The sequence below is a fragment of the Mesorhizobium sp. B2-3-14 genome (assembly GCF_006442175.1).
In the GTDB taxonomy this organism is placed as follows: Bacteria; Pseudomonadota; Alphaproteobacteria; order Rhizobiales; family Rhizobiaceae; genus Mesorhizobium; species Mesorhizobium australicum.
Genome location: NZ_VFVP01000002.1, coordinates 189,099 through 215,946, shown reverse-complemented (window position 1 = coordinate 215,946; position 26,848 = coordinate 189,099). Strand labels below are relative to the sequence as shown.

General features: G+C 64.0%; 28 protein-coding genes, 1 other RNA gene and 1 pseudogene. 14 read left to right on the top strand and 16 right to left on the bottom strand.

Annotation, left to right across the window (positions count from 1 at the left end; genetic code table 11):
- Nucleotides 1-88 precede the first annotated feature (88 nt).
- On the bottom strand, nucleotides 89-1,054 hold the full coding sequence (gene miaA, locus FJ950_RS05675; RefSeq protein ID WP_140615729.1) for a tRNA (adenosine(37)-N6)-dimethylallyltransferase MiaA: 966 nt from the start codon (nucleotides 1,052-1,054) through the stop codon (nucleotides 89-91).
- Between miaA and serB the strand changes: the two genes are divergently transcribed.
- Nucleotides 1,044-1,931 (top strand): phosphoserine phosphatase SerB, encoded by an 888-nt coding sequence (gene serB, locus FJ950_RS05670; RefSeq protein ID WP_140615727.1) that lies wholly within the window; start codon nucleotides 1,044-1,046, stop codon nucleotides 1,929-1,931. The two genes, miaA and serB, sit on opposite strands and share 11 nt — an antisense overlap.
- On the top strand, nucleotides 1,928-2,500 hold the full coding sequence (locus tag FJ950_RS05665) for a GNAT family N-acetyltransferase (RefSeq protein ID WP_140615725.1): 573 nt from the start codon (nucleotides 1,928-1,930) through the stop codon (nucleotides 2,498-2,500). The genes serB and FJ950_RS05665 overlap by 4 nt, the downstream gene beginning before the upstream one ends.
- A 30-nt stretch (nucleotides 2,501-2,530) precedes the next feature.
- Here FJ950_RS05665 and FJ950_RS05660 read toward each other — a convergent pair whose 3' ends face one another.
- The 6 genes from FJ950_RS05660 to FJ950_RS05635 all read right to left on the bottom strand — a co-directional run bounded on the left by FJ950_RS05660 (nucleotide 2,531) and on the right by FJ950_RS05635 (nucleotide 8,143).
- Nucleotides 2,531-4,048, bottom strand: a complete 1,518-nt coding sequence (locus FJ950_RS05660) for a DegQ family serine endoprotease (protein WP_140615723.1) — start codon at nucleotides 4,046-4,048, stop codon at nucleotides 2,531-2,533.
- A gap of 144 nt (nucleotides 4,049-4,192) precedes the next feature.
- On the bottom strand, nucleotides 4,193-4,381 hold the full coding sequence (locus tag FJ950_RS05655) for a DUF2065 domain-containing protein (RefSeq protein WP_015317277.1): 189 nt from the start codon (nucleotides 4,379-4,381) through the stop codon (nucleotides 4,193-4,195).
- 6 nt (nucleotides 4,382-4,387) lie between these two features.
- Nucleotides 4,388-5,341: a protease modulator HflC gene (locus tag FJ950_RS05650; RefSeq protein ID WP_140615721.1), complete on the bottom strand. Its 954-nt coding sequence runs from the start codon at nucleotides 5,339-5,341 to the stop codon at nucleotides 4,388-4,390.
- A complete protein-coding gene (gene hflK / locus FJ950_RS05645; RefSeq protein ID WP_015317275.1) occupies nucleotides 5,341-6,456 on the bottom strand; it encodes an FtsH protease activity modulator HflK in 1,116 nt (371 codons plus the stop codon). Before hflK ends, FJ950_RS05650 begins: the two co-directional genes overlap by 1 nt.
- A gap of 149 nt (nucleotides 6,457-6,605) precedes the next feature.
- Nucleotides 6,606-7,130, bottom strand: coding sequence for a dihydrofolate reductase (locus tag FJ950_RS05640; RefSeq protein ID WP_140615719.1), 525 nt, complete (start codon nucleotides 7,128-7,130; stop codon nucleotides 6,606-6,608).
- Nucleotides 7,130-8,143 carry a DUF4424 domain-containing protein gene (locus FJ950_RS05635; RefSeq protein WP_140615717.1) on the bottom strand — a complete coding sequence of 338 codons (1,014 nt, stop codon included), beginning with the start codon at nucleotides 8,141-8,143 and terminating at the stop codon, nucleotides 7,130-7,132. Before FJ950_RS05635 ends, FJ950_RS05640 begins: the two co-directional genes overlap by 1 nt.
- Nucleotides 8,144-8,324: 181 nt before the next feature.
- Here FJ950_RS05635 and cobF point away from each other — a divergent pair, with 181 nt between their 5' ends.
- Nucleotides 8,325-9,086 carry a precorrin-6A synthase (deacetylating) gene (gene cobF, locus FJ950_RS05630; protein WP_140615715.1) on the top strand — a complete coding sequence of 254 codons (762 nt, stop codon included), beginning with the start codon at nucleotides 8,325-8,327 and terminating at the stop codon, nucleotides 9,084-9,086.
- 103 nt (nucleotides 9,087-9,189) lie between these two features.
- On the opposite strand, the gene FJ950_RS05625 is transcribed toward cobF, so the two are convergent.
- The 4 genes from FJ950_RS05625 to modA all read right to left on the bottom strand — a co-directional run bounded on the left by FJ950_RS05625 (nucleotide 9,190) and on the right by modA (nucleotide 12,255).
- A complete protein-coding gene (locus tag FJ950_RS05625) occupies nucleotides 9,190-9,531 on the bottom strand; it encodes a winged helix-turn-helix domain-containing protein (protein WP_140615713.1) in 342 nt (113 codons plus the stop codon).
- A gap of 74 nt (nucleotides 9,532-9,605) precedes the next feature.
- Nucleotides 9,606-10,718 carry a molybdenum ABC transporter ATP-binding protein gene (gene modC, locus FJ950_RS05620; RefSeq protein ID WP_140615711.1) on the bottom strand — a complete coding sequence of 371 codons (1,113 nt, stop codon included), beginning with the start codon at nucleotides 10,716-10,718 and terminating at the stop codon, nucleotides 9,606-9,608.
- Complete coding sequence (gene modB / locus FJ950_RS05615; protein ID WP_023782669.1) at nucleotides 10,715-11,419, bottom strand: molybdate ABC transporter permease subunit; 705 nt, start codon at nucleotides 11,417-11,419, stop codon at nucleotides 10,715-10,717. The genes modC and modB overlap by 4 nt, the downstream gene beginning before the upstream one ends.
- A 41-nt stretch (nucleotides 11,420-11,460) precedes the next feature.
- Nucleotides 11,461-12,255: a molybdate ABC transporter substrate-binding protein gene (gene modA / locus FJ950_RS05610; RefSeq protein WP_140615709.1), complete on the bottom strand. Its 795-nt coding sequence runs from the start codon at nucleotides 12,253-12,255 to the stop codon at nucleotides 11,461-11,463.
- 153 nt (nucleotides 12,256-12,408) lie between these two features.
- Here modA and FJ950_RS05605 point away from each other — a divergent pair, with 153 nt between their 5' ends.
- Nucleotides 12,409-12,618, top strand: a complete 210-nt coding sequence (locus FJ950_RS05605) for a molybdopterin-binding protein (protein ID WP_140615707.1) — start codon at nucleotides 12,409-12,411, stop codon at nucleotides 12,616-12,618.
- A gap of 11 nt (nucleotides 12,619-12,629) precedes the next feature.
- On the opposite strand, the gene FJ950_RS05600 is transcribed toward FJ950_RS05605, so the two are convergent.
- Both FJ950_RS05600 and FJ950_RS05595 read right to left on the bottom strand, forming a co-directional pair.
- Nucleotides 12,630-13,424, bottom strand: coding sequence for a thymidylate synthase (locus FJ950_RS05600; protein ID WP_023782671.1), 795 nt, complete (start codon nucleotides 13,422-13,424; stop codon nucleotides 12,630-12,632).
- Between the two features lie 173 nt (nucleotides 13,425-13,597).
- Complete coding sequence (locus tag FJ950_RS05595; protein ID WP_015317265.1) at nucleotides 13,598-13,909, bottom strand: DUF2853 family protein; 312 nt, start codon at nucleotides 13,907-13,909, stop codon at nucleotides 13,598-13,600.
- A gap of 168 nt (nucleotides 13,910-14,077) precedes the next feature.
- On the opposite strand from FJ950_RS05595, the gene ssrA reads away from it, so the two are divergent.
- From ssrA to FJ950_RS05580, 3 genes and pseudogenes are all read left to right on the top strand, one after another.
- Nucleotides 14,078-14,438, top strand: a transfer-messenger RNA (tmRNA) gene (gene ssrA, locus FJ950_RS05590).
- Nucleotides 14,439-14,537: 99 nt separating this feature from the next.
- Nucleotides 14,538-15,102 (top strand): annotated as a pseudogene (locus tag FJ950_RS05585) (AAA family ATPase).
- A 90-nt stretch (nucleotides 15,103-15,192) separates the two neighbouring features.
- Complete coding sequence (locus FJ950_RS05580; RefSeq protein ID WP_140615705.1) at nucleotides 15,193-15,630, top strand: VOC family protein; 438 nt, start codon at nucleotides 15,193-15,195, stop codon at nucleotides 15,628-15,630.
- A gap of 102 nt (nucleotides 15,631-15,732) precedes the next feature.
- Here FJ950_RS05580 and FJ950_RS05575 read toward each other — a convergent pair whose 3' ends face one another.
- Entirely contained in the window at nucleotides 15,733-16,938 is a 1,206-nt protein-coding gene (locus tag FJ950_RS05575; RefSeq protein WP_015317263.1) for a multidrug effflux MFS transporter, read from the bottom strand.
- 184 nt (nucleotides 16,939-17,122) lie between these two features.
- Here FJ950_RS05575 and FJ950_RS05570 point away from each other — a divergent pair, with 184 nt between their 5' ends.
- The 4 genes from FJ950_RS05570 (at nucleotide 17,123) to FJ950_RS05555 (ending at nucleotide 18,925) form a co-directional block, all read left to right on the top strand.
- Entirely contained in the window at nucleotides 17,123-17,812 is a 690-nt protein-coding gene (locus FJ950_RS05570) for a TetR/AcrR family transcriptional regulator (protein WP_140615703.1), read from the top strand.
- Between the two features lie 146 nt (nucleotides 17,813-17,958).
- The gene (locus tag FJ950_RS05565; protein WP_140615701.1) at nucleotides 17,959-18,495 is read left to right on the top strand and encodes an SspB family protein; all 537 of its coding nucleotides are present in this window, start codon (nucleotides 17,959-17,961) and stop codon (nucleotides 18,493-18,495) included.
- A gap of 11 nt (nucleotides 18,496-18,506) precedes the next feature.
- Entirely contained in the window at nucleotides 18,507-18,704 is a 198-nt protein-coding gene (locus tag FJ950_RS05560; protein ID WP_015317260.1) for a DUF4169 family protein, read from the top strand.
- The gene (locus FJ950_RS05555; protein ID WP_015317259.1) at nucleotides 18,701-18,925 is read left to right on the top strand and encodes a ribbon-helix-helix domain-containing protein; all 225 of its coding nucleotides are present in this window, start codon (nucleotides 18,701-18,703) and stop codon (nucleotides 18,923-18,925) included. The genes FJ950_RS05560 and FJ950_RS05555 overlap by 4 nt, the downstream gene beginning before the upstream one ends.
- Before the next feature lie 2 nt (nucleotides 18,926-18,927).
- On the opposite strand, the gene FJ950_RS05550 is transcribed toward FJ950_RS05555, so the two are convergent.
- A complete protein-coding gene (locus FJ950_RS05550; protein WP_140615699.1) occupies nucleotides 18,928-20,724 on the bottom strand; it encodes a chloride channel protein in 1,797 nt (598 codons plus the stop codon).
- 165 nt (nucleotides 20,725-20,889) lie between these two features.
- Between FJ950_RS05550 and FJ950_RS05545 the strand changes: the two genes are divergently transcribed.
- The 3 genes from FJ950_RS05545 to FJ950_RS05535 all read left to right on the top strand — a co-directional run bounded on the left by FJ950_RS05545 (nucleotide 20,890) and on the right by FJ950_RS05535 (nucleotide 22,681).
- Complete coding sequence (locus FJ950_RS05545) at nucleotides 20,890-21,318, top strand: helix-turn-helix domain-containing protein (RefSeq protein ID WP_181166287.1); 429 nt, start codon at nucleotides 20,890-20,892, stop codon at nucleotides 21,316-21,318.
- A gap of 106 nt (nucleotides 21,319-21,424) precedes the next feature.
- Nucleotides 21,425-21,730 (top strand): hypothetical protein, encoded by a 306-nt coding sequence (locus FJ950_RS05540; protein WP_140615697.1) that lies wholly within the window; start codon nucleotides 21,425-21,427, stop codon nucleotides 21,728-21,730.
- 33 nt (nucleotides 21,731-21,763) lie between these two features.
- The gene (locus tag FJ950_RS05535) at nucleotides 21,764-22,681 is read left to right on the top strand and encodes a sigma-70 family RNA polymerase sigma factor (protein WP_140615695.1); all 918 of its coding nucleotides are present in this window, start codon (nucleotides 21,764-21,766) and stop codon (nucleotides 22,679-22,681) included.
- 9 nt (nucleotides 22,682-22,690) lie between these two features.
- Here the strand turns inward: FJ950_RS05535 and FJ950_RS05530 are convergent, their stop codons facing one another.
- On the bottom strand, nucleotides 22,691-26,737 hold the full coding sequence (locus FJ950_RS05530; RefSeq protein WP_140615693.1) for an AsmA family protein: 4,047 nt from the start codon (nucleotides 26,735-26,737) through the stop codon (nucleotides 22,691-22,693).
- Nucleotides 26,738-26,848 lie beyond the last annotated feature (111 nt).

Below are 26,848 nucleotides of genomic sequence, written 5' to 3'. Positions count from 1 at the left end.
AATACCCCATGACCTTATCGCAGGGACCGACTTACGGAGCGTTAATTCCGACAACTTCGGCGAGAACCCTTCCCTCAGGGGCAACTTTTTAAGTTGCATTAGCAACAAGTGTTTGGATCGTGGTTTCGAGAGCGTCACCGGGGCGAAGTCTCTGCCATTCCGGTCCCAGCTGATGGCGAAACCAGGTGGCCTGCCGCTTGGCATATTGCCTTGTCGAGATCTTGGCGCGTTCGATCGCCTCGGGAAAGCTCGACTGCCCTGAGATCGCGGCCTGGAGCTCGCGGACCCCGATCGCCTTCATCGCCGGCAGGTCTGGATCCAGACGAAGGGCCGCAAGCTGCTTGACTTCCTCCAGCGCGCCCTTGTCCAGCATCTGGTCGAAACGCCTTTCGATGCGATCAACCAATGCTGCCCGATCCGGCTCGACAACCAGGAAATGCGCGCTCGGCCTGTCGATGAGCGGCAGGCCGCGCTCTGCCTGCCAGTCCAGGATCGACCGGCCGGAGGCGTCGAGCACCTCGAGTGCCCGCACGATGCGCTGGCTGTCGGTTGGCTTCAACTGCATGGCGACGCTCGAATCCTCGCGCAGCAGCAAGGCATGCAGCTTGACCGCGCCTTGCTCCTTCAATTCGTAGCGCCAGCGGTCGCGTATCCGTTGCGGAATATCAGGCATTTCCGAAATCCCTTCCGCCAGCGCACGAAAGTACAGGCCGGTGCCACCGACGAAGATTGGCCGCCGCGAGAGCGTCCCGTCATCAATGAGTTTCATGACGTCGCGCAGCCAGGCGCCGGTCGAGTAGGCGGTGCCGGGATGGACATGCCCATAGAGAAAATGCGGCGCTCGTGCGAGCTCGGCCGCCTGCGGCCGGGCCGTCAGCACGTCGAGAACCGCATAGCCCTGCATGGAATCGGTGTTGACGATGACGCCGCCTGTGCGTTCGGCCAGTTCAAGCGCCAGCGCCGACTTGCCGCTGGCGGTCGGCCCGGCTATCAGGATCGCGTTCTTCACGCGGCCTTCGTCCGCATCCCTGCCGGAATTCTCGATGCCGCTCATTGCCACGCTTGTTTCCCGTCCCGCCGATCGCGCTCTGTCGCCATCGCTTGCGAATATGGCCTCACGGTCGGTGGGCGCAAGCGCTGTCGTATGGCTGGCCGAAGGCATTGCCTGTGACATTGCCCTGCCGCCAGCGGCGCAGGCTGATGAAACGACCGCGAGCCTTCGTACCGCACTGGCCGCTGAGCCCGTCGACGTGATCGTCCAGCAGGCTGAAACACGCCGCAAGAAAATCCTTCTCGCCGACATGGACTCGACCATGATCGACCAGGAGTGCATCGACGAGCTGGCCGACGAGATCGGCGTCAAGGATCATGTCGCGGCGATCACCGCACGGTCGATGAACGGCGAGATCGCCTTCGAGCCGGCGCTGCGCGAGCGCGTGGCGCTGCTCAAGGGGCTCGAAGCCGCCGTCGTCGACCATATCGTCGCCAATCGGCTGACCTTGGCCTCGGGCGGCCGCGCGCTGGTCCAGACCATGCGCGCCAACGGCGCCTGGACGGCGCTCGTCTCGGGTGGGTTCGAGGTTTTCACCACGCGCATCGCTGCGATGCTTGGCTTTCAGGAAGACCGCGCCAACCGCCTTCTCGACCAGGACGGACGCTTCACCGGGCTGGTCGGCGAGCCGATCCTCGGCCGCGCCGCCAAGGCCGAGGCGCTGCTCGAAATCTGTGCACGTCTTGGCCTGATGCCGGCCGATGCCATCGCCGTCGGCGACGGCGCCAACGATCTCGACATGATCCGCCTGGCCGGAACCGGTGTCGCGCTGCATGCCAAGCCTTCCGTCGCGGCTCAGGCAAAAGTCCGGATCGACCATGCCGACCTCACCGCATTGCTCTATCTGCAGGGCTACCGGCAGGAAGAATTCGTCCAATGAAGCCAATCCGCACCGAACGCCTGATCCTGCGCAATTGGGAGGATCGCGACCGCGAATTGTTCCATCGCATCAATTCCGATGATCGCGTGATGGAGTTCTTCCCGTTTCGCCGCGACCGTGCCGCCGCCGACGCCAAGATGGATGAGTTCCGCGCCTGGGTCGATGAGGACGGCTACGGCTTCGCCGCGGCCGAGATTGCCGCGACCGGCGAATGCATCGGTTTCGTCGGCCTCCTCGCGACTGATGATGTACCATCGCTGCCGGCCGACACAATCGAGATCGGCTGGCGGTTGGCTCCCGAATTCTGGGGCAAGGGCTATGTCACCGAGGCCTCGGAGGCATGGCTGGCCTACGGCTTCGAGACATTGGCCGTCGACGAGATCGTTTCCTTCGCCGTGGCGGAAAACCACCGCTCGACCGCCGTTATGAAACGCCTCGGCATGACAGCCGACCCATCGAACGATTTCGACCACCCCAGCATTCCAGACAGCCATCCCGCGCTCAAGCGGCACGTGCTCTACCGGCTGTCGCGCGGGGACTGGCAGGCAAGAAAAAAGGCGGCGGGTTAGCCGCCCTTTCCAAATCGCCGGATTGAAATTTCAATCCATCCGGATCGTAACGAAGCGCAATTCACCGGTCTTCGACGCCAGCATCAAGAGCGCGTTCTTGCGGCCCTGCTCCTTTAGCGCGCCAATCCGGTCCATGACGTCCTTGGGCGTGGCGACCGACTCCTGCGCGATCTCGGTGATCACCTCGCCCGGCTGGATACCGCGTTCCGCGGCGGCGGAGTCCTTGGCCACGTCGGTGATGACAACGCCGGAAACATCGCCGGCGATGCTGAACTTCTTGCGCGTCTCGTCGTTGAGTTCGCCGACCGTCATGCCAAGCACCGAGGCGGTCGAGACGGCCGGAGCCTTGTCAGCGCCCTTGTCCTGGTCGGTATTGCCATTCTCGCCGCTCGCCAGCTTCTCGCCATCCTCGAGCCGGCCGAGCGTCACCTTCACCGTCTGCTCGACACCCTTGCGCACGATCAGCACGTCGACGGCCTTGCCCACCGGGCTTTCGGCGACGACGCGCGGCAGGTCGCGCATTTCATGGATGTCCTTGCCGTCGAACTTGATGATGACGTCGCCGGCCTGGATGGTGCCGTTGTCGACAGGTCCGCCCTTGATGACGCCGGCCACCAGCGCGCCCTTGGCGGTCGCCATGCCGAGGCTTTCCGCGATGTCGTCCGTCACCGGCTGGATGCGCACGCCGAGCCAGCCGCGCCGCGTCTCGCCATATTGGCGCAACTGCTCGACGACGCCCGAGGCGAGCTGCGAGGGAATGGAGAAGCCGATGCCGATCGAGCCGCCGGACGGCGAAATGATCGCGGTGTTCATGCCGATGACCTCGCCGGCGCTGTTGAACAGCGGTCCGCCGGAATTGCCGCGGTTGATCGCCGCGTCGGTCTGGATGAAGTCGTCATAGGGGCCTGAATTGATGTCGCGGTTGCGTGCCGAGACGATGCCGACCGTCACCGTGCCGCCGAGGCCGAACGGATTGCCGACCGCCATCACCCAGTCGCCGACGCGCATCTTGGTGGAATCGCCGAATTTCACCGCTGTCAGCTTGTGGCCTTTCGGATCGACCTTCAGCACCGCGACGTCGGTCTTGGTGTCGGTGCCGACCAGCGTCGCCTTCAAGGTCACGCCATCGGAGAAATTGACCTCGATGTCGTCGGCATCGGCGATCACGTGGTTGTTGGTGACGACGATGCCTTGTTCGGCGTCGATGACGAAACCCGAACCGAGCGACTGCACCTTCTGCGAGCCGCCATCCTTTTCGCCACCGCGGTTCTTGAAGAAATCGTCGAAGAAATCCTGGAACGGCGAGCCTTCGGGCAGTTGCGGCATCGGCACCGCGCCCGGCCCTTCCGTGCCCTTCACCGTTTGTGATGTCGAGATATTGACCACCGCGCCAAGCACGCCTTGCGCCAGGTCGGCGACCGAGGCCGGTCCGTCGGCGGCGAATGTCGGGGCCACGAAGGACGGAACGGCGACGGCGCCCAGGACCAGCGCTGCCGCGCCGGCGACCAATGTCCGTCGAGCGGCGTCCAAAAGGGTGTTGGATGTCATCGAGAAGCCTCCCGGCATTTCTAAAAGAGAAAAGCGCTTCGACGAAAACGCCGTGTCGCGCCATGATGGCAAGAAATACGGCACGTTTGCGGCTATGACTATCGGTGGAGTGTAAATCGAGCGTTATTCCGCAAACCGCCGCCTCTACACGCCCCGCACCAGCCAGACGACGCCAACACCAATGGCGATCGCCGCCAGCCCGCCGATCCGCAACGCATTCTCCGGCATCGACAGCACTTCGCCCGCGAGCTTCTTCGCAAGGCGGGGAAAGCCGCCATAGACCAGGCCCTCTATGACGAGGACCAGGCCTATCGCCGCGAAGAAATCCTGCACCGGCCGTTACTGGCCGGTGCTGGGTTGTGTCGTCGGCGCGGCAGGTGCCGCAGCCGGCGCCGTCGGTTTCGCCGGTCCTTCCTTGCCGTCGGGATCGCGGAAGTAGCGGAAGAACTCCGAACTCGGCGACAGCACCATGGTCGTCCCGGTGTTGTCCAGCGCGGTGCCATAGGCATTCATCGACCGGTAGAAGTCGAAGAAGGCGGGATCGCGCTTGTAGGCATCGGCGAAGGTGGCGCTGCGCTGCGCCTCGCCCTCACCGCGCAGGATCTCGGACTCCTTCTGCGCTTCGGCAACGATCTCGACCACTTCACGATCGGCGCGCGCCGTGATGCGCTGTGCCGCTTCGTTGCCGCGTGCCCGCAGCCGCGCGGCCTCCGCCAGGCGTTCCGCCTTCATGCGGTCGTAGGTCTGCTGTGAAACTTCGGCCGTCAGGTCGGTGCGGCGGATGCGAACATCCTCGATCTGCAAGCCGAGCGACGTGGCGTCGGGCCTGAGCTGATCGCGCACTTCGCGCATCATCACGGCACGCTCTTCGGAAAGCGCGGCCTCGAAATCGCGCAGACCGTAGACGCGGCGCAGGGCAGCGTCGAGACGCGTCCTGAGCCGCGCTTCGGCCAGTTCAATCTGACCGGACACGGCGGCCCGGAAGACGCGCGGATCCGAGATGCGATAGGCGATGAAGGCATCGACCTCATAGAATTTGCCGCCCGAGACCTGGACACGGATGTTGTCGAGGTCGAAGCGCAGCACCCTGTTTTCGATCAGTTGCACCGTATCGGCGTCGAAGAACGAGAACGGCGCCTTGAAGTAGATGCCGGGCTCGCTCTTGACGTCGACGATCTCACCGAAGCGGAGCACCAGCGCCTGCTGGCGCGCATTGACCACGAAGACCGAGGAATAGATCAGGAACAGGACGACCGCCGCCACGGCGACGACGATGGGAAGACGGTTGGCCATCACTTGGTACCTCCCGTGTTCGCGGCGGGCGCGGCCGGTGCTGGCGGTTTCGGCTGCAATGCGGGCAGCGGCAGATAAGGCAAGACACCCTGTCCGTTGTTCTGCTCGACGATGACCTTGCTCGAGTCCTTCAGAACCCTCTCCATGGTTTCCAGATAAAGGCGTTTGCGCGTGACATCGGGGGCTTTGGCATATTCGTCGTAGACCGAGATGAAGCGCTGCGCCTCACCTTCGGCTTCCTGCACCACACGGTTTTTGTAGGCGGCCGCGTCTTCGCGGACCTGGGCCGCCTCGCCGCGTGCCTGGCCGAGCTTCTGGTTGGAATACTGATTGGCCTGCTCGACGAACTTGTCCTCGTCCTGCTCGGCGCGCTGCACCTCGTCGAACGCATCTGCCACCTCGCGTGGCGGTGCCGCATCCTCGATGGAGACGGCGTTGACGTTGAGACCGGCCTTGTAGCCGTCCAGCGTCGTCTGGATGATCTCGCGCACCGAGGCCGCGATGCCCTGGCGATCGTCGCGGAAAATGTCCTGCGCCGGCCGGCGGCCGACGGCTTCGCGCATGGCGCTCTCGGCAACCTGCCGCAGCATGCCGTCCGGGTCGGAGACGTCGAACAGGTAAGCGCGGGGATCGGAGACCTGGTAGGCCACGGAGAACTGCACATTGACGATGTTCTGGTCGCCCGAGAGCATCAGCCCGTTGCCGCTGGTGTTGCCGCCGCCAATGTCGACGAGCTGCTCTGAAATCTTGGCCGTCTCGACGGTCTCGAGGGGCCACCAGTGGAAATGCAGGCCTGGCTGGGAAAGCTCGGCCTTCGGCTTGCCGAAGCGCAGTTCGACCGCGACCTCGTCGGGCTGCACGGTATAGACCGCCTGGAAGGCCCACAGAACGACCAGCACCGCGGCAATCAGGCCGAACACCGCCGGACTGGCGCCACCGCCGCCGGGCAGCGCGCGCCGCAGCCGATCCTGGCCACGGCGAATGATGTCCTCGAGGTCGGGAGGCGACCCCTGCGGGCCGCTTGGCCCCTTCGGTCCCTGCCCCCAGGGTCCCTGATTGTTACCGCCGCCACCCCACGGGCCGCCGCCTCCGCCACCTTTGTCGTTCCAGGGCATGAATGTCCTTTCGCTTGGAATTCCCTCAAGCACCGCGGTTACGGCGCAAATCCAGTGTCGTTCTTCTATAGGGACGCCACGGCGCGCTTTCAACGCGATGCGCCGCCGACTTCATCCGTTTTGGGCCGGTAGCGACCCTTTGTCGTCCTTTATCTTCGAACTATCTCGCGGCGGCGCTCATAAACCGTATAGCGCGTCGCATGGCTGTCCTTTTCTCCTGACGCAATCTCCCGCGAACTGACCACTTGCCATGCATCAGGGTCGATCGGCGGGAAATGCGCGTCGCCATCGACGGCGGCCAGCACATGGGTCACGTGCAGGCGCTCGGCCAGCGGCAGCGCCTGGGCATAGATTTCGCCGCCGCCGATGATGCAGACCTCGTCGACGCCCGTCATGCGGCGTCCGCGCACGGTTGCCAGCTGGATCGCGGCTTCGAGCGTATGCGCCACCTCGACGCCCTCGGCACGCCAGGCCTTGTCGCGGGTGACGACGATGTTCAGCCTGCCCGGCAGCGGCCGGCCGATGCCTTCATAGGTCTTGCGGCCCATGATGATGGGCTTGCCCATCGTGTCGGCCTTGAACCGCTTGAGGTCGGTGGAGAGCCGCCAGGGCAACCCGCCGTCCCGCCCGATCACGCCGTTCTCGGCAATGGCGACATAGATGGCGACATGCATCAGTTTGCGTCCCCGCCATTGCTGTCCGACGGGACGAGCAGGAGGATGTCGATGTCGTGCTCGGGATAGAAATCGTTCGCCTTCATCTCGAAACGAGTCGGCCCGACCTTTTTGACGTTGTCACCGCAGAACGAGACCAGGGCTTTCGGGTTGCCCTTGTCGACGGTCAGCTTGAACTTGCCGATGGTGCCCGCCGCCCAGTTGCCGCCGGTGGTCAGGATATAGGCGATGCGGCTTTCGTAGAATTTGGGATAGCCGTCCGGATTGTCCTTGGCCGCCTTGCGCACCGCATTCTCGAATGTGTCGTCCATGCAGTACCGGCTCTGGTAGGCCGCGTATGAGTTCTGGAACTGGCCTTCATTGAAGAAACTGACCGAGGATGTGCCGCCCACGCTGGGCTTGTAGCGGTGCGAGACGTGAACGTCCTTGTTGGCCGGAAAGGCCGCGCGCCACCAATAGGTCGAGCGCAATTGCCAGAACGGCGAATAGACCGGTTTTTGGCCACTGTCGGCTGTGGAATCCCCGATGATGATGCCGCGGTCGACCCAGTCGTCAGCCACCCCTTGCGGCAGCTTCGCCAGCGCCGCCTTGGCCGCGTCGCCGAACGGGTTGAAGGGCACGTTTTGCGCCTTGAGGTCGGCGCCGATGTCGATGCCGAGCGCGAGCACCTTCTGCTCGAGTTGGGGCTTGGCCGCGACGCAGTCGATCGTCACCTCGAAGCCGAGGAAATTATCGCTCTGGTTTTCCGGGATCGCCGGCATCTCTTCGGGATCGCCCGAAATGTCGGGCATCGGGAAGGCGACTATCGCCTCGACATCCTTGTCGGTGTTGTTGTGGAAGACGTAGTCCACCGTCACCTTTTCGGGCGAGATGAAAAGATCCTCGCTTTGCATCGCCACGGCATCGCTGCGCGACAGGATCAGGCCGCCGGTGCCAAGCTCGGCAACCGAATCATTGGCCATTGCAGGCGCCGCTGAAAGCGCCAACGCTAAAGCCAGAACAGATCGCAACATCGAAGCCCCCTCGGCTGGAATGCCTGGATGACCCTAGCCGTTTCGATGCGGCGTTTCAAAGCCCTTCCGCTTGCTGGGCGTGCGTGACCGGTCTGGACACGCGGGCGGTCTGGACACGCACGCGGTCTGGACACGCAGGCGGTCTGGACTAACAGGTTCCGATGGGGCAGGAGTTCGCGCCATGCGCAAGCTTCTCGTCATCGGCATCGGCGCCGGCAATCCCGACCACATGACTGTCCAGGCCATAGCAGGGCTGAACAGGGCGGACGTCCTGTTTATTCCCGACAAGGGCACCGACAAGACCGATCTTGCCAACCTGCGGCGCGGCATCTGCGACCGCTTCGTCACCAACCCGGCCTCACGCCGGGTCGAGTTCGACGTGCCGGTGCGCGCCGAACCAACCTCTTCCTATCGCTCGACCGTCGACGACTGGCATGAAGCCATCGCCGCCATCTACGAGGGACTGATCCGCGACGAGATCTCCGGGGGTGGCTGCGGCGCCTTCCTGATCTGGGGCGATCCTTCGCTCTACGACAGCGCTCTGCGCATCCTCGAGCGCGTGCGCCTGAGGGGCAATGTTGCATTCGACCTGGAAGTCATTCCCGGCATAACGGCCGTCCAGGCGCTGGCAGCCAGCCACAAAACGGCGCTGAACCGCATCGGCGATCCCGTGCTGATCACCACCGGCCGCCGCCTGACCGAGGAAGGCATGCCGGACAATGCCGGCAGCGCCGTCGTCATGCTCGACGGCAAATGCGCCTTCAACACGCTGGCCGACCAGGACCTTTTCATCCAATGGGGCGCCTATCTCGGCACGCCCGACGAGATCATCATCTCCGGCCGCCTTGGCGATGTCGGCGCCGAGATCGAAAGGCGCCGCGACGAAGCCCGCCGGAAGAAAGGCTGGATCATGGATACGTATTTGCTGCGAAAGCCGGAGTAGTGGAATAGTGAGTAGTCAGTAGTCAGTAGTCAGTAGTCAGTAGTCAGTAGGGACTAGGCTGTACTCGCTACTCACTACTCGCTACTCACTACTCACTACTCCCCTATCCCGCCTCAATCTCCGACTGCAACGCGTCCATATGCGTCGCCGCGGCCGCACTCGCCGCGCGCTCGATGGCGCGAAAACGGCTGACCACGGCCAGGCCGACGGTCGTCAGTTGCGCGCCGCCGCCCTTGCGGCCACCGGTCTGCGCCGCCACCAGCGGCTTGCCGAACACCCGGTTCATGTCCTCGACCAGGTCCCAGGCGTGCTTGTAGGACATCGCCATGCCGCGCGCGGCGGCCGAGATCGAACCGAAGGTGGCGATGTGCTCCAGAAGCTCAATCTTGCCAGGACCGATCCGTCCGTCCGGATCGAGATTTATCCGCAAGCTCAGCGACGGCATTGTTGCTCCTCCGCGACCGCTTCAGCTTCGGCGACCGTTATTCCAAAACAATATAGCGCCGATCACCGCCGCTGTCAGCCATCGACGTCGAGCGGCAGACCGGCGCCGGTATTTCCCCGATCGAAGCTCACGGTCTTGACCACCGCGAAAACCTTGCCGCCGAGCCGCAGCTTCAGCGCCTGCCGCGACTGTTCCGTGATGCGGGCGAGCACCGTTGCCCCATTGCAGTCGATGCCGATTTCGACCGTCGGCCCCTCGCCGGGACTGATCGCGACGATCGTGCCGGGCAGGATGTTGAGGGCACTGAGGCCCGTCGGTTTCTCCGCGGCGATCATCACGTCGCGAGCGCGAATGCGGATACGCACGGGAGCCCCGGCCTTCATCCCAAGACGCGGCACGCGGATCTCGCCGGCGGCCGAGCCGAGCACGGTCATCCCAAAAGCCTCCTCGTGACGCAGCACCTTCGTGTCCAGCACGGCGCCGCCCTCGCCGCGCTCTTCCACCGGCAACAGGTCGAGCCTTTGCATGACAGCGTCGGTCGGGCCGCTAGCCGTGACCTTGCCCCGCGCCAGCATCACCACGTCGCTCGCCAGCCGCGCCACCTCGGCGACCGAATGGCTGACATAGACGATCGGGATCTTCGTTTCGTCGCGCAGCCGCTCGATATAGGGCAGGATCTCGGCCTTGCGCGCTTCGTCGAGCGAGGCCAGCGGCTCGTCCATGAGCAGCAGTCTGGGGCTGGCCAGCAGCGCCCTGCCGATCGCCACGCGCTGCTTCTCGCCGCCCGAGAGTTTTGCCGGTCGTCGCCCAAGCAGCGGGCCGATGCCCAGCAATTCTACAACGGCGTCCATGTCCGCATAGCGTTCCGCCGCCGGCGTGAACCAGCGACCGTAGCACAGATTGCTCATCACGCTCATATGCGGAAACAGGCGCGCATCCTGGAACACCATGCCGATGCGGCGTTTGTGCCTTGGCACGAAAATGCCGGCACCCGCGTCGACCAGCACGCGGCCATCGACCTCGATGCGCCCCTTGTCCGGCCGGATCAGCCCGGCAATCATGTTGATCAGCGTCGTCTTGCCGGAACCGGACGGCCCGAACAGCGCCGTCAGCCGTCCGGCGCTCTCGAAGCGGGCATCGATGGCGAAATCGCCAAGCCGGTGGCCGATGTCGACAAGGACGCTCATTCGATGTCCATCCGCCGCCCGACCCGCCGCGCCAGCACTTCCGATGCGACCAATGCCGCCATCGAGATGACGATCGAAATCAGCGTCAGTCGCAGCGCCCCTTCGTCGCCGCCCGGCACCTGGGTAAAAGTGTAGATCGCCGACGGCAGCGTCTGCGTCTCGCCAGGAATGTTGGAGACGAAAGTGATCGTCGCGCCGAACTCGCCCATCGCCTTGGCGAAGGACAGGATGGCGCCGGCGATCAGCCCGGGCAGGATCAGCGGCAGCGTGATGGTGCCGAACACCCACAGCGGGTTGGCGCCGAGCGTTCCCGCCGCCGCCTCCATCTTGCGATCCACCGCCTCGATCGACAGCCGGATCGCCCGCACCATCAGGGGAAAGCCCATGACACCGCAAGCAAGGGCGGCACCCGTCCAGCGAAACGAGAAGACGATGCCGAAATGCTCGGCCAAGAAGGCACCGGCCGGGCCGCGCTTGCCGAACGTCAAAAGCAGGAGATAACCGGTCACCACGGGCGGCAGGATCAGCGGCAGGTGCACCACCCCGTTGAGCAGCGTCTTGCCCCAGAATTGCCCCCGGGCAAGCAGCAGCGCGATCGCTATGCCCGGCGGCAGGCTGGCGAGCATCGCCACCGTCGCCACCTTGATGGACAGCCGGACCGCATTCCATTCGTCGGGAGTGAGGTCCAGCAGCCAACTCATAGTGCGGTATCGGGCCTTTTCGAACTCAGTTGCTCGCCGACTCAGTTGCTGGGCGTGAGCACGGTAAAACCCTGTTCCCTAAAGAGCGCGCCGGCCTTGGCGGACTGCAGGCACTTCAGGAAGGCCGGCGTATCCTTGTCCTTCGAATCGGCGGTCTGGGCAACCGGATAGATGATCGGCGGATGTGAATTCTCGGGGAAGGTGCCGACCACCTTGACGCCCTTTTCGGCGTGCGCGTCGGTGGCATAGACGATGCCGAGCGCGGCCTCACCAGTCGAAACCAGCTTCAGCGCCGCACGGACATTCTCGGCCTGTGCCACCTTGCCCTCGACCGAGGACCAGACGCCGAGCGATTCCAATGCCGCCTTGCCGTACTTGCCGGCCGGCACGGCCTTGAAATCGCCCATGGCAAGCTTGCCGTCGCCGACGAGCTTGGCGAGGTCAAAGCCTTTCTCGATCTTGGTTTCGACCGTCGAATCCTTCGGCGCCACCAGCACGATCTCGTTGCCCAGCAGCTTCACTTCCGTGTCGGGCTTGGTCAGCTTCTTGTCGGAGAGATATTTCATCCAGTCGAGATCGGCGGAGATGAAGACGTCGGCCGGCGCCCCACCCTCGATCTGCTTGGCCAATGCCGAACTCGCGGCGTAGGAAACGGTCGCGGCCTCGCCGACATCGGCTTCGCAGGCCTTGTTCACCGCATCGAGCGCATCCTTGAGACTGGCCGCCGCGAACACCACGACCTTGTCTTCCGCGTGCGCTGCCGGCATTGCCGCCATCAATGTCGCCGCAAAGCCGCCAATGGCGATCATCCTCAACCCGAAACCTTTGCGTGTCATCGAAAACTCTCCCTGGGTTCAAATTCCGGTTGGCTCGAAGCCTGGAGACCGATATATCCGCATGGATATAACAAGGGAAGGCCCGGCCGGCTGAAACTCGATCCGGCGCTGCATGATTGTTCTGATAAGACCGCCGCCGCGAAAGGAACTGCAATGAAGATCAGCGCCCGCAACGTGCTCGAGGGAACGATCACCGAAATCGTCAAGGGAGCCACCACCTCGCATGTCCGCATCGACATCGGCGGCGGCATCATCGTCACCGCCTCGATCACCAATGAAGCTGTCGCCGACCTCAAGCTCGAAAAGGGCAAGCAGGCCTACGACGTGGTCAAGGCCTCGGACGTGATGGTCGGCATCGACTGAAAAGCCGCGGCTCAGACCGCGATGGGCGCCTTGATCGACGCGTCGGCGACGTAGTTTTCCAGCCGGAAATCCTCGAAGCGGAAGGCGAAAAGGTCCTTCACCTCAGGATTGATCCACATCGTCGGCAGGGTCCTTGGCGTGCGCCGCAACTGTTCGCGCGCCTGCTCGAAATGGTTCGAGTAGAGATGCGCGTCGCCAAGCGTGTGCACGAAATCGCCCGGCTTCAGCCCTGTCACCTGCGCCACCATCAGCGTCAGCAGCGCGTAAGACGCGATGTTGAACGGCACGCCGAGGAAGATGTCGGCGGAGCGCTGGTAGAGCTGGCAGGAAAGCCGGCCCTCGGACACGTAGAACTGGAAAAGGCAGTGGCAAGGCGGCAGCGCCATGGCTTCCACCTCGGCGGGATTCCAGGCCGAGACGATCAGCCGCCGCGATTGAGGATTGCGGCGGATCTCCTTGAGAAGATTGGCGATCTGGTCGATCGAGCCGCCATGGCCGTCTGGCCAGGATCGCCACTGCCTGCCGTAGACCGGGCCGAGATCGCCATTCTCGTCGGCCCATTCATCCCAGATCGAAACGCCGTGGTCGGTCAGGTACTTGATGTTGGTGTCGCCGGCCAGGAACCAGAGGAGTTCATGGATGATCGACTTCAGATGAAGCTTCTTGGTGGTGGTGACCGGAAAGCCGCGCGCCAGATCGAAGCGCATCTGGTAGCCGAAGACGGAGCGCGTGCCGGTGCCGGTGCGGTCGCCACGATCGGCGCCGTTGTCCAGCACATGCTGCAGGAGATCGAGATATTGGCGCATCGGTTCCGGGCTCGATTCGGGATCTCTCCGATCATAGCGCATATAGGCGCTGACGCCACGCTTGTCTGAGATCGTCCCCACTTAGCAGGGACGAAGCCCGCCCAGAATCCTCACCGGCGAACCGGAAGCGCGGAAATCGCCAACCGGCCGCCAGGATGAAGTAACCAAAGGTCTCAGAGAGAGCCGAGCTTGCCCAGGTCCTTGGCCACCAGATAGTAGAAGGTCACGCGGTTCTTGGTGTTGTCGGCGTGCATCGCCTTGCAGGTCTTCTCGATCGCGGCGTCGGCTTTCGCCCCGTCGCTGACGCCGAGCTTCTTGGCCACCCAGCTCTCCTTGACCCGCGCCAACTCCTTCGGATCCGTGCAGGACACCAGCGAGGAATCGCGGTTCCTCAGCGCAATGCCCAGGTGCTTGACGATTTTTTCGACCGCATCGGCGCTTGCCGCGGCGTCATATTTCTTCACATCCGCAAGATAGTCGGCCATCAGAATTCCCCTCGTCGGCGCCACGGATCCGATCGATGAGGGCTGTGGCGCGCTTCGCAACTTGTGCGCTAGGTCGGTAACTCCTCACCGCCCGCAAAGCTTCGGTTGAGACCGCGCCCAAGTCAACCCTTGGCGTCGCGATTTGACACAGGGACAAAGCACCATTGCGGCCTTTCATTTCCGCGCAAGCCCCCCTATATTCGTTTTGTCGGCTTGACCGACTATGGCGATAAATGGGCGATGAAATAAGCCGTTCGGACCCGGGGGCGGTACCCGGCGCCTCCACCAAAAGCCGCTGTTGAGGACAGAGCGGTTTTTGCTGGGGGCGAAATAGGATCGACGAAGGTGTAAAGATCGTACTTTTGCCCGGCATTGTACCACCGTCATCGGGCTAAACTTATAGTTGCCAACGACAACTATGCGGAAGCACGTCTCGCTGCTTAATGCAGTGCGATAGCTTCAAATCAAGCCCTAGGGGTTCGCACTTCTAGGCGGGGTTCGGAGGTACCTGGCAACAGAAACCTCCACTTCTCCCCTTTCATTTTTGCGTGACGCACGACAGCTCCTGCCGTCAGGACTTCGCACCGGCTGCGGGCTGCGAAGCCGCTGCGTCGCGTGCCCTTTCTCCATGGACAAAATGCAAAACGATTCCGATCGATTCTTCGTGCTGACCGGCGGCCCCGGGTCCGGCAAGACCACCTTGATCGAAGCCTTGCGGCAGGCGGGCTTTGCGACATCCGCCCAGGCCGGGCGCGGCATCATCCGCGACCAATCCGCCATTGGTGGAACCGCCCTGCCCTGGAGCGATCGCGCATTGTTCGCCGAACTGATGCTGTCGTGGGAAATGCGCTCGTATCGTGCGGCCCGCGCCGGTCTTCTTTGATCGCGGCGTGCCGGACACGATCGGCTATCTCAGGCTCTGCGGCCTGCCGGTGCCGGATCACCTCACCAGTGCCGCCACGGAATTCCGCTATGCGCGTCGCGTCTTCGTCGCCCCGCCATGGCCGGAGATCTTCACCCAGGACGAAGAACGCAAGCAAACCCTCGACGAGGCCGAGCGCACTTGCCAGTCCGTGGCCGGCGTCTATGCCGAACTCGGCTACGAACTGGTGACCTTGCCGCCTGCGCCAGTCGAAGAGCGTGTACGCTTCCTCCTCGACGCTGCTGGATTGCCGCTGACATCGCGGACATGAAGAGGGTCGGACGGGTCCGGCCTTTCCTGTGCGTTGGTGGACCAGGCGATACCCTGTAAACTGAAACGACACCCCCTGGAGATCGAAAACATGGCGCTCAAGCGGATGGACAATGTAGGAATCGTCGTCGAAGACCTCGGAGGGGCGATCGATTTCTTTCGCGAACTCGGCCTCGAGCTCGAAGGGCGGGCCACGGTCGAAGGAGAATGGGCCGGACGCGTCACCGGACTGGGCGACCAGCATGTCGAGATTGCCATGATGCGCACGCCGGACGGCCACAGCCGGCTGGAGCTCTCACGCTTCCTCGCGCCGCCTGTCGTCGCGGATCACCGGACCGCCCCGGTCAACGCCCTGGGCTACCTCCGCGTCATGTTCACCGTGGACGACATCGACGACACGCTTGAAAGGCTCCGCACGCGCGGCGCGCAACTCGTAGGCGAAGTGGTCGAGTACAAGGACGTGTATCGGCTCTGCTACATCCGTGGGCCTGAAGGGCTTCTCATCGGCCTCGCCCAGGAACTCAGCTGAGCGTCAGCCATAGAGCGTGCGTTAACCCGGAGGCAAACGCCGGCTTCAACACAAAAAAGGCCGGGATCGACCCGGCCTCCCCTGGTTTATTGGAAAAGGTGCTTACTCCGCCGGCGCTTCGACCGCTTCGCGCGAACGGCCAAGCGTGACTTTCGCCAGTGCGAACGAGATCACCGCGCAGAGCGTGATGCCGGCGACCATGGGCAGCGGCGTGCCGTCGAAGAACACACCGGCGACGCCCATGGCGAGCGCGCCGATGGCGAAGTGCAGCGTGCCCATCAGCGCCGACGCCGTGCCGGCGATCTCGCCATGCTCTTCCATGGCCAGCACCGATGTGGTCGGGATGACCAAGCCGAGGAAGCCGTAGCCGACGAACAGCAGGGCCGCCATCACGTCAAGCCGATCGACGCCCGTCGCCATGATCGCGAACAGCACAACCATCGTCGTCGCGTAGCCGGTCACCGCCACCCACACCACGCGCTTCAGTCCGAACCGTTCGGAAAGCAGGCCCGTCAACTGCGACATGCCGATGAAGGCAACCGCGTTGATCGAGAAGAAGACGCTGTAGACCGAAGGCGACAGCCCGTAATGGTCGATCAGGATGAAGGACGAGCTCGACAGATAGACGAAGAAGCTCGCAATGCCGAAGCCGGCGATCGCCACCAGGCCGAGGAAATTACGGTCGCCCATCAGGAAGCGGTAGCCGGCAAGGGCGGTACCGAAGGAGGACCCGACGCGTTCTTCCGCCGGCCGTGTCTCCTTGAGCGAGGTCGCGAGCAGGATGGTGGCAAGCACCGCCGCGCCGGTCACGGTCCAGAACACGGCGCGCCAGCCGAAATTCTCGATGATCTGGCTGCCGGTCAGCGGCGCCAGGATCGGCGACACCGAAAACACCAGCATCAGCAGCGACATCAGCTTGGCGGCCTCATTGCCGGTGTGCAGGTCGCGCACGATGGCGCGCGGAATGGCCATTCCGGCGCTGGCGCCAAGCCCCTGCAGGAAGCGGAAGGCGATCAGCCACTCGATGGTCGGCGCCATTGCCGAGCCAATGCCGCCGGCCATGAACAGTGCCAAGCCACCATAGAGCGGCAGCTTGCGGCCGACCATGTCGGAGATCGGCCCGACGACGATCTGGCCGAAGCCCATCGACAGGAAGAAGATCAAAAGGCTCATCTGCACGGCGGCGGTGCCGGCATGCAGATCGGTGCCGATCGACGGCAAAGCGGGCAGATACATGTCGATGGCGAACGGGCCGATGGCGGACAACAGGCCGAGCACGACCGCGATGCGGAGGAATTTGGGGCTCATGATATTGGCTTCTTTCGAATCTGGTTGCCGCCGCCAGGCGACGTCTGACCCTAGGACGTTCCATCCCGTGGGTTTCCTACTCCTGGAGCAAATTTATTCGTCTCCGGAGCGAAATCCCGTTATATCGTGTCCACAAATTTAGACAGTCTTGTCTAAATCGTCAATCACCTCTATATAGATTTTCATGAGACCGGGCGTTTCTCCTGACACTTTCCCGCCACGCGGCCACGAGGCCAAGCGCCTGTCGATCGTCGACGCCGCTGCCGGCGTGTTCTGCCGCGAAGGCTTCTCCGGCGCCAATATCGACCTGATCGCGGTTGAGGCCGGCGTGTCGCGCCAGACGGTCTACAACCACCATGGCGACAAGGAGAAACTGTTCATCGCGGTGGTGCGCGACCTGACCGAGCGCTGCAACGCCGGCATTTTCGCCACCATCGCCACCTTTCCCGATCAGCCTGGGGATCTCGAGGCCGACCTGATCGGTTTTGCCGTGCGCCTGAATCAGAACTGCATCTGCAACCGCGACGGAAAATTCCTGCGCAAGCTGATCCAGACCGAGGGCGAGCGCTATCCCGAGCTCTTTGCCGAATGGCGCGAACAGGGACCCGGCAGGACATGGCCGGCGATCGCCGCCCGCTTCGCCCGCCTCGCCTATGGCGGCTATCTCGCGATCGACGATCCCGACGTCGCGGCGCGCCAGTTCCTCGGCCTCGTCAATGCCGAATTGCAGACCACCTTCATGCTTGGCGGCACGCCAGGCGAGGACGAGGTGGTGCAATCGGCGACAAACGGTGTGCGCACCTTCCTGCGCGCTTTCGGCAAGCGCCCTTCCCCGACCAGCCTCAAAAGACACGCTGCGCTGGCTAACGCATAACATTTGGCGTTGCCGCCAAGCCGCCTTGCCGATCAAATCGTTTGCAATAGTCCTCGCTTCGGCGCGGCAGCGGTCTATATCAGGTTTACGCCGCGCCCAAGCTTGATTACAGCTATGCGGACGATTCAACGGAACCCGACCACCTCATGGCCGACGACCATATCCGCTACGACATTCTGGCCCAGGAGGCGTTGCGCGGCGTCATGCGCAAGGTTCTGGCAGAGGTCGCGCGCACCGGCCTCCCCGGCAACCATCATTTCTTCATCACCTTCCTGACCGGCGCGCCGGGCGTGCGCGTCTCATCGCGGCTGCGCGAGCGCTATCCCGAGCAGATGACCATCGTCATCCAGTTCCAGTATTGGGACCTGAAGGTGACCGACACCGGTTTCGAGGTCGGTCTCTCCTTCTCCGACGTGCCGGAGAAACTGGAAATCCCGTTCTCGGCCGTGCGCGGCTTCTACGATCCGTCGGTCAATTTCGAGCTCGAATTCGACGTCAAGACCGATGCGCAGCCCGACGAGGAACCGGCAGCACCGGTGCCCGAGCCGCTGACCATCGTCTCCGAGAAGAAGCCGAAGGCCGAGAAGAAGGCCGCCGCCGAAGCGGAGAAGAAGGCAACCGCCGCGGATGCCGGCGCCAAGGGCGCCGAAGTGGTCTCGCTCGACGCCTTCCGCAAGAAGTAGGCTCGCGGTCCGTGGCCGACATCGTCAATCTCCGCCAGGCTCGCAAGCGGAAGGCGCGGGACGACAAGGCACAAACGGCCAGCCAGAATCGCGCCTTGCACGGTCGCACCAAGGCCGAAAAGGAACGCGACCGCCTGATCGCCGACAAGAGCGAAAGGTTTGTCGCGGGCCATCATCGCGAAAAGCCCACCCTGCCTGACGATCAATGAGCGCCGTCGAAAAACGCTCGGTCACCATTCGCGGCCATCGCACCAGCTATTCCCTCGAAAAGCCCTTCTATGACGATCTCGTCGCCATCGCGGCGACCAGGAAGCTGACGCTCGCCGCCCTTGTCGCCGAAATCGACGAGACCCGGCCCCGTGACACCAACCTGTCCTCGGCGCTCAGGCTGCATGTCCTGGAGTGGGCGAAGCGCGCGACGAGCGCCTGAACTTACGCCCCCTCGACCGGATCCGCCTTTTTCCCGCGCCCGAAGCCGAGCAAGGTGGAGCGCTCACGCTCCTCGGCCTGCTTGCGCGAGCGCACGCGCATCAGATCCTTCCAGCCGACATAGCCGACCAGCCTTCCATCCTCACGCGCCACCACCGGCAGATGCGAGACATTGGCGGTCAGCAGCTTGTCCGACAAGCCTTCCAGATATTCGTCGGGATGGGCCAGTGTCACCTTGCTTCCCGCCAGCAGCTCGCCGAGCGTCGTCGTCCGGTGCTTGCCGGCACGGCGCCAGCGCAGGATCGCCGGCGGATCGATGAGGCCGAGCACCTGCCTGTTTTCATCGACCACGGGAAAACTCGGATGCCGGGTTTCCGGCGCGGTCAGGAAGGCGGCCGCACCATGCAGCGTCATCGTCGCCGGCACGCTCTCGACCTGCGCCGTCATCACCTCGCGCACCCTGGTCAGCGCGAAGGGGTCGACGCGATATTCGCGAACCAGATGGTGCCCCCGCCTGGCGATCTTCTCGGTCAGGATCGAACGCTTCATCAGCAGCACGGTGACCGCGTGCGCCGCGGCACAAGCCGCGATCAGCGGCACCAGCACATGCGTGTTGCCGGTCAGCTCGACGGCGAAGAACGTGGCTGTCAGCGGCGCGCGCATCGTGCCGCCCATGGTGGCGGCCATGGCCAGCAGTGCCCAGAAGCCCGGGTCCGCCGCCGGCAGGATGCCGGCAAGCACCGCCCCCATCGCGCCACCCATGATCAACAGCGGCGCCAGCACGCCGCCCGAAGTTCCCGAGCCGAGCGCAACCGACCAGATGATGGCCTTGACCACCAGCAGCAGCAGCGCCGCGGTGGCGATCGTGCGGCCGTCCAGCATGTCGGCGATGTTGTCATAGCCGACGCCGAGCGCTCGTGGGTCGATCAAGCCGCCTATGCCGACCACCAGGCCGCCGAGCATCGGCCACCACATCCAGTGGATCGGCAGCTTCTGGAAGCCGTCCTCGCAGGCATAGACCATCTGCGTCAGCAGCCCGGACAACAGGCCGGCGCAGATGCCGACCAGCACCCAGCCGCCAAGGCCGACGAACGAAACCGCCATGTTGCCCGCGAACGGAAAGATCGGCCCTGGCATGTGCAGCATGGTGCGCTCCACCTCGGCCACGATGGCCGCAACCGCGACGGGGATGAAGCTGCGTGGCGTCCATTCGAACAGCAGCAATTCGACCGCCAGCATGATGGCAGCGATCGGCGTGCCGAACACGGTGGTCATGCCGGCCGCCGCTCCCGCCACCAGCAATGTCTTGCGCTCGTTGTCCGAGACCGGCAGCATCTGCGCGATCAGCGAGCCGATGGCGCCGCCAGTCATAATGATCGGACCCTCGGCGCCGAACGGCCCGCCGGAGCCGATCGAGATCGCCGACGACAGCGGTTTCAGGATCGCCACCTTGGCGTCGAGCTTGGAGCGCCCAAGCAGGATCGCTTCGATGGCCTCGGGAATGCCGTGGCCGCGGATCTTCTCGCTGCCGTAGCACGCCATCAGGCCGATGATCAGCGCGCCGATGACCGGAACGATGACGGCGGCAAGCCCGAGCGGCGTATCCTGCAGCTTCAGCTCGGCAAGCGAGAACTGGCCGAAATAGGCGATGTTGGTGGCGAGCCGGATCAGCTTCAGAAGCGCGATGCCGGCAAACAGCCCGGCGGTCGCCACCACCACCGCTATCGCGGCGACGAGCAGCACTCGGGCATCCGTGGTGAAATCCCGGAGATGATCGGGATTGGAGTTATGGGTCTTCATGGTGGCTTTGCTTCCTGCCGGCGGCCGTGTCTGGGTTCTGCGGCACGGTCGAAGTGGCCAGCCGGTTGTCGGCGGGGTATGTATCGTAACACGATATATCTGTTCAAGCGGCTTTCGCTCGAAATTTCGTTTGAGCTTTCACCGGAAAACGAAGACATCTCCGACATGACGCAGCCCAAGACACCACGCCCCGCCATCAGGCAATCCGACTACCAGCGGCTGTCCGAGTTCCGCTACCTCATCCGCCGCTTCCTCGAATTCAGCCAGGTGCAGGCCGAGGACGCCGGCCTGACCCCGCGCCAGCACCAGGCGCTGCTGGCGATCAAGGGATATCCCGGCGGCGGGCCGGTGACGGTCGGCGACCTGGCGGAACGCCTGCGCATCCGTCACCACAGCGCCGTCGAACTGGTCAACCGTCTCGGCGAGGCAGGACTGGTCGCACGCGACCAGGACAAGGACGACCACCGCCGCGTCCTGCTGCGGCTGACCGAGCGCGCCGACGATTGCCTGGCCGAACTGTCGGCCGCGCATCTCGACGAGCTCTCGCGCATCGAACCCATGCTGCGGCGCCTGCTCGACCGAAGCCAGGACTGACGTCCAGCATCCGTGCGGGCCGATAACGAACTATTTTTTCCGGAATCCGAATCCTCTGGGCTGGCCGCGGCGTCTTGAACACGCGACAGCCAAGGGAGCCGATGCGATGAAACGCCATTTGATACGCTACAAGACGAAGCCGGACCGGGCCGACGAGAACGAGCGCCTGGTCAAGGCAGTGTTCGAGGAACTGCGCGGCAAACCGCCGGAAGGCGTTCGCTACATGACCTTGCGCTCCGGCAATGGCACTTTCGTCCATCTCGTCGAGACCGAAACCGACGGGCATGCCGACCTCATCACAGGGCTTGCCGCCTTCCAGGCTTTTCAGAGTGGCATCAGGGATCGCTGCGTCGACCCTCCGCATCGTGACGTGATGACAGTGGTGGGCCATTATCGGATGCTGGACGAGTAGCCTGAATAGAACCATGTCAAGAACGGCCGGTGCATGAACAATCCAGGCGAGATCTCAGAGCCTTTCGACCGCTTGTTCGGCGAATTGCGCCCCAAACTGCATCGCTACTGCGCCCGGATGACCGGCTCGGTCGTCGATGGCGAGGACGTCGTGCAGGAGGCGCTGGCCAAGGCATTCGAGGCGTTGGCCGGCACCGTCCCGATCGCCAATCCCGAAGGCTGGCTGTTTCGCATCGCGCACAATGCGGCGCTCGACTTTTTGCGCCGCCGCGACCGTGAGAAGACTTTCTCCGAGGAGGAGCCGGACATGATCGCCGACCCGGCAAATTCCATCGCCGACCGGCAGGCCGCGGCAGCCGGATTGCACAGTTTCATGCGCCTTCCCGTCGCGCAGCGAAGCAGCGTCATCATGATGGATGTGCTGGGCTATTCGCTGCGGGAAATCAGCACCATGCTCGACACCAGCATCCCCGCGATCAAGGCAGCGCTGCATCGTGGCCGTGGCCGGCTGCGTGAGCTCGCCGACGAACAGGACGATCGTCCTGTTCCCAGGCTGAGTGCATCGGAGCGCCTGTTGCTCGACGCCTATGTCGATCGCTTCAACGCCCGCGACTTCGACGCCGTGCGAGACATGCTGGCCGACGAAGTGCGGCTGGAACTGGTGGCCAGGGCAAGGCTCAACGGCCGCAAGGAGGTGGCCACCTATTTCGGCAATTATTCCCGGGTGCGGGACTGGCATTTCCAGCCTGGTTTCGTCGAGGACCGCCCGGCAATCCTCGTGCGCGATCCCAACGACCCGAGGGCAGCACCGGCATACTTCATCCTGCTGGGTTGGCAGGGCGGCAAGCTTGCCGCCATCCGCGATTTCCGTCACGCCAGATACGTCGCCGACGGCGCCGAAACGTTCGTTCTTGAGACGATTGCCCGGCGGGTGAGCAACCGGAAAGCCTAGCCCTGCTGCCTACTGCAGTGACTTCAACAGATTGTCGACCGTGAATGGATTGGGTTTCGGCTTGGCTGGAGGCGGATTGTCGTTGGCGGGCACCTGCTCGGCCTTGGGCGCCTGTTGCGCCGCCTTGCGCTCGGCTTCGAGCCTGGCCTTTTCCTGGGAGGCAATGCGCATCGCCTCCTCCGCCTTCTGGCGCTCCTGCTCTGCCTGCGCCTTGGCCGCCTCGTCCGCTGCCTGCTGTTCCGCCGCCGCCTTGGCCTCGGCATCCGCCTTGGCTTTTGCTTCCGCGTCGGCCTTTGCCTTGGCATCCGCTTCGGCCTTGGCCTGAGCGTCGGCCTCCGCTTTCGCCTTGGCGTCGGCCTCTGCCTTCAGGCGCGCCGCTTCCTCTTGTTGGCGCAGCTCCTCCGCGGCCTTGTCGCGGGCATCCTGAAGCGCCGCGTAATAGCGCACTTCGCGTCGCAGCCGCTGTTTCTCCAGCAACGCGGCCTGCATCGCCTCGACGCGCTGCTGTTCTTTTTCCAGCGCACGCTGGGTCAGGAATTGCGCCAGGGGCTCGCTGTCGAACTGCCGTTTCACGGCACCGAACGGCCCCTCGGCGGTGAAATTCACGGCCGGCTCGGAGCCGACCAGCGCTTCGTCGCCAGGCCGATAGGTGACCGCGCCCTTGGCGGAAACCGTGCTGGCGTTGAGATCCGCCATGATGTCGGCCGACAACGTCGCCGCCGGGTTTTCAAGGCTGATCGGCGGCGCCCTGAGCGTGCCGCCGGCAATCGTGAAGGCGACCTCGGCATTCCCGGCGGCGAAGCTGCCGTCGGCGGCTATGTCAGGCGCGAAACCAGCCGTCTTGGTGGCGTCGATATCGCGTCCGATTGCATCCGCCTTGGCCAGGAAAGCGCCGAACGCGTCAGGATTGACGCCGGCGATCCGCAAGCCCTTCAGCGTCGCCGTGCCGGATCCCGATAGAGCGGCAATCATCGCGTCGACGGATTTGCCGCTGGTCGACAGCGTCGTCGAGAAATCGCCGCTGCCGCCGATGCCCGCATCCGGCAAGACATCAGCCAGATCGGCACCCGCCAGTTTCATCTGTCCGGTGAAAAGCCCGGTACCGTCATTGTTCTTCAGCTCGAACAGGCCGGAGAGCGCCCCGCCGAGGAATTTGGCCTTGAGATCGGTGACCCGAATGCCTTCCGGGTCGAGCTTGAGCGAGAGTGCCGCGTCATAGGCGGTGGCGAGCGGGCCAACGGTCAGCGAAGCCGTGGTCAGGTCGAGTTCGGCCGTGAACGGCAGGCTGGACTTCTGGCTGAACGGCGCCGACGGCCACGCGCCGGATTTGTCATTCTTGTCGGCCCTATCATTCTTGTCGGCCCTGTCATTCTTGTCGGCCCTGTTATTCTTGTCGGCCCTGTTATTCTTGTCGGCATTGTCACTCTTGTCGGACCCGTTCTTGTCCACGAGAAAAGCGGAATCGCCAAACAGCGCCACCGCCATCGGATCGAGGTCGAGTTCGTCGAGCGCCAGCGCCCCAGCCAGATGCGGCACGCCGTCCTTGCCGTCGACCCCCTGCTTGACATCGAGGTTGATGTCGCCGGACACAGCCGCCTCGTTGATGGCGCCGCTGAGCCCGGAGAGCACCAGCAGGCCATTGCCGTAATCGGCCTGCGCGGCCAGCGATGTCGACATGCCGGCGCCCATGCCGGGCAGGCCGATGCCCGTCGTCATCAGCCACGGCTCGATGTCGGAGGCGTCGAGGTTGATCTTGCCCTTGGCCGTCGGGCCTTGCGGCGTGTCGGCGACCACCCCCTCGAAGCCGGCCTTGAAGTCATTGCCGGCAAGGCTGAAGCTCGTCGCCAGACCGCCGGAAAGCGTGCCCTTGGCCTGGATGTCGGTGCTTGCTTCACCCAACATGCCGAGCGGCAGCGCCGGCAGGCCGTAGAGCGCGAGCAAGGCGGTTGCGTCCGGGTTCCTGGCATTGAAAGTCAGTGTCACCGGCGCGTCGGCAAGCCTGTCCACCGCGCCCTTCCCCGACAGCGACGCCGAAAAGGACGAGCCACCGGCCTTGCCTTGCCCGCTCACCGCCAGGCCCGTGGTGCCGTCGCCATTGTCGGCGGCACTGGCCACGAGGTCGACGCGCGCGTCCTGGAACAAGTCGGGATAGGCCGCGGCGCGGTCCGCGAGCCCCTTCAGCACGGCATTGTCCGGATAGTGCCGTGCTGCGACATCGATCAGCGGTTTGAGGTCGACCGCGACCACCGAGGCGTCCAGCTTGCCGGTCGGGCTCGCCGGAAAATCCTTGATGCGGCCGGTGGCGCTGATCGAGGAACCGGCCAGTCCACCGACAGACAGCCGGTCGATTTCGAGCAGCCCGTCGCGCAGCCTGAGCGCGGTATCGACCGTGTCGGCGGTCAAGCCGCCGGCGCTGACAGGGCCGGCCTTGATCTGGAAATCGAGGTCGCTGTCGGCAAAACGATTGGCTCCCTTGTCGCTGACGAAGATCGAGGCGAAGGCCGCCAGCCCATCAACATCGAGATCGCCGCCCTCGAGCCGCATCAGCACCGATGGCTTTGCGTCTTCGGGCTGGCTGGAATCAATGCGGCCGGAAAACTTCGCCTTGCCGAGGATCAGTTCGAGATCACTGAAGGATTGATGATTTTGCGAGAGATCGACCTTGGCCTTGAAACCGGCGGCAGGCAGACGGCGGATCGCCTCGTCGACATCCTTCGACAGCCAGGCGGCAAAACCCGAGGGTTGCGCCACGGCCAGCAGCAATGAGCCGGTGAAGCCGAAATGGCCCTGCACGTTGAGCATTACCTTGCCATCGGCTTCCAGCTTGGTGCGGCCGGGCAAGGTCGCGGCCAGCGATTTCACCGACCAACCGTCACCGACCGGCTCGGCCGAAAGATGAACATCGCGCACCGTCGTGTCGCCGGCCACCACCGCCGGCAACTTGACCTCGACCGTGCCGGGAATGGTCGGCTTCGGCAGATCGAGCAGCGCCTGCTCCAACCCGGCGATGCGCTGATCCAGCGTCAGGCCCGTACCCGCCTGGGCACCCACCGCCTCGTCGAACTGAACCTGCGCGCCATTGGCCTCGATGGCGAAGCTCGGTTTCTGGCCAAGATCGACCGAGGCCTTGCCATCGGCGGTGTAGGGATTGTCGAGCGGACCGGTCTCGAAACGGAATTCGTCGACGCCAAGCTTCTGGTGATCGAGCGAGAACTTGCCGTTAAGCCGGAAGCCCGGATCGGACTTGCCGGTGCTGACTTTCACCGTCTCGCCGTCCGTGCCGCGCAACTCGGCTGAATTCTTGCCCGCGCTATCCTTGTCCGCGCCCGAAATCTTGAACTGGCCGGAATAGACGGCGGCACCGTTGACGATGCCGGCATTGCCGTCGGTCTCGATGACCAGCGGATAGGCGTCGGGATCCGCCTTCACCCGTAACCGCATCTGCCCGGAGGGTTCGGCCTTGCCGGTCGACGCTGTGACAGTGGTCCGCAACCCGTCCAGCCGCAACGTGCCGTCCATGCGCCACGGACCGGCCAGCGACTTGGCCGAAATGGTCGAGTTGATCTCCGAAAAGATGTGGCTGCGGCCGCCGGCGGCATGGCGCAGTTCAATCTGCCCTTCCGTCACAGTCAGTTTCTCGATCGAGACCTGGCCGGGGTCGAAGGGCGAGGACGGGCGCATGGCCCAATCGACGGTTCCGTCGGCGGCGATGTCGATGGTCGCCTTCGGCCGCACCAGCCGCATGTCGAAGATCAGCACCTCGCCGCGCAGAAAGGGTGCCAGTTCCGCGTCCATCGAAAACGTCTCGACGGTCATGGCCGGCTGGCCGTCGGGGCCACCGGCGACGGCGACGTTGGAAAAGGTCACCGAGGGAAACGGCAGCAGCCTTGCCGTGGCGTCGCCCTGCACGGTTACCTTGCGGCCGAGGATGGCGCTTGCCTCGCGCTCGAACTCGGCGCGGTAGCCGGTCCAGTCGATAAAATGCGGCACCACCAGCGCCGCAAGCAGCACCAGCACGAACAGGCCACCGAAGATCACGAACAGGCGTGCGAGCATCAGCTCCGAACAGGTTGATTGCAATTCCGCCGCACTCTACCCGCATCCGCGTGTCTATAAAGAGGCAATTCATCCCGTGTTGCGTCATGTCGGACGATCTGAAACAAATCC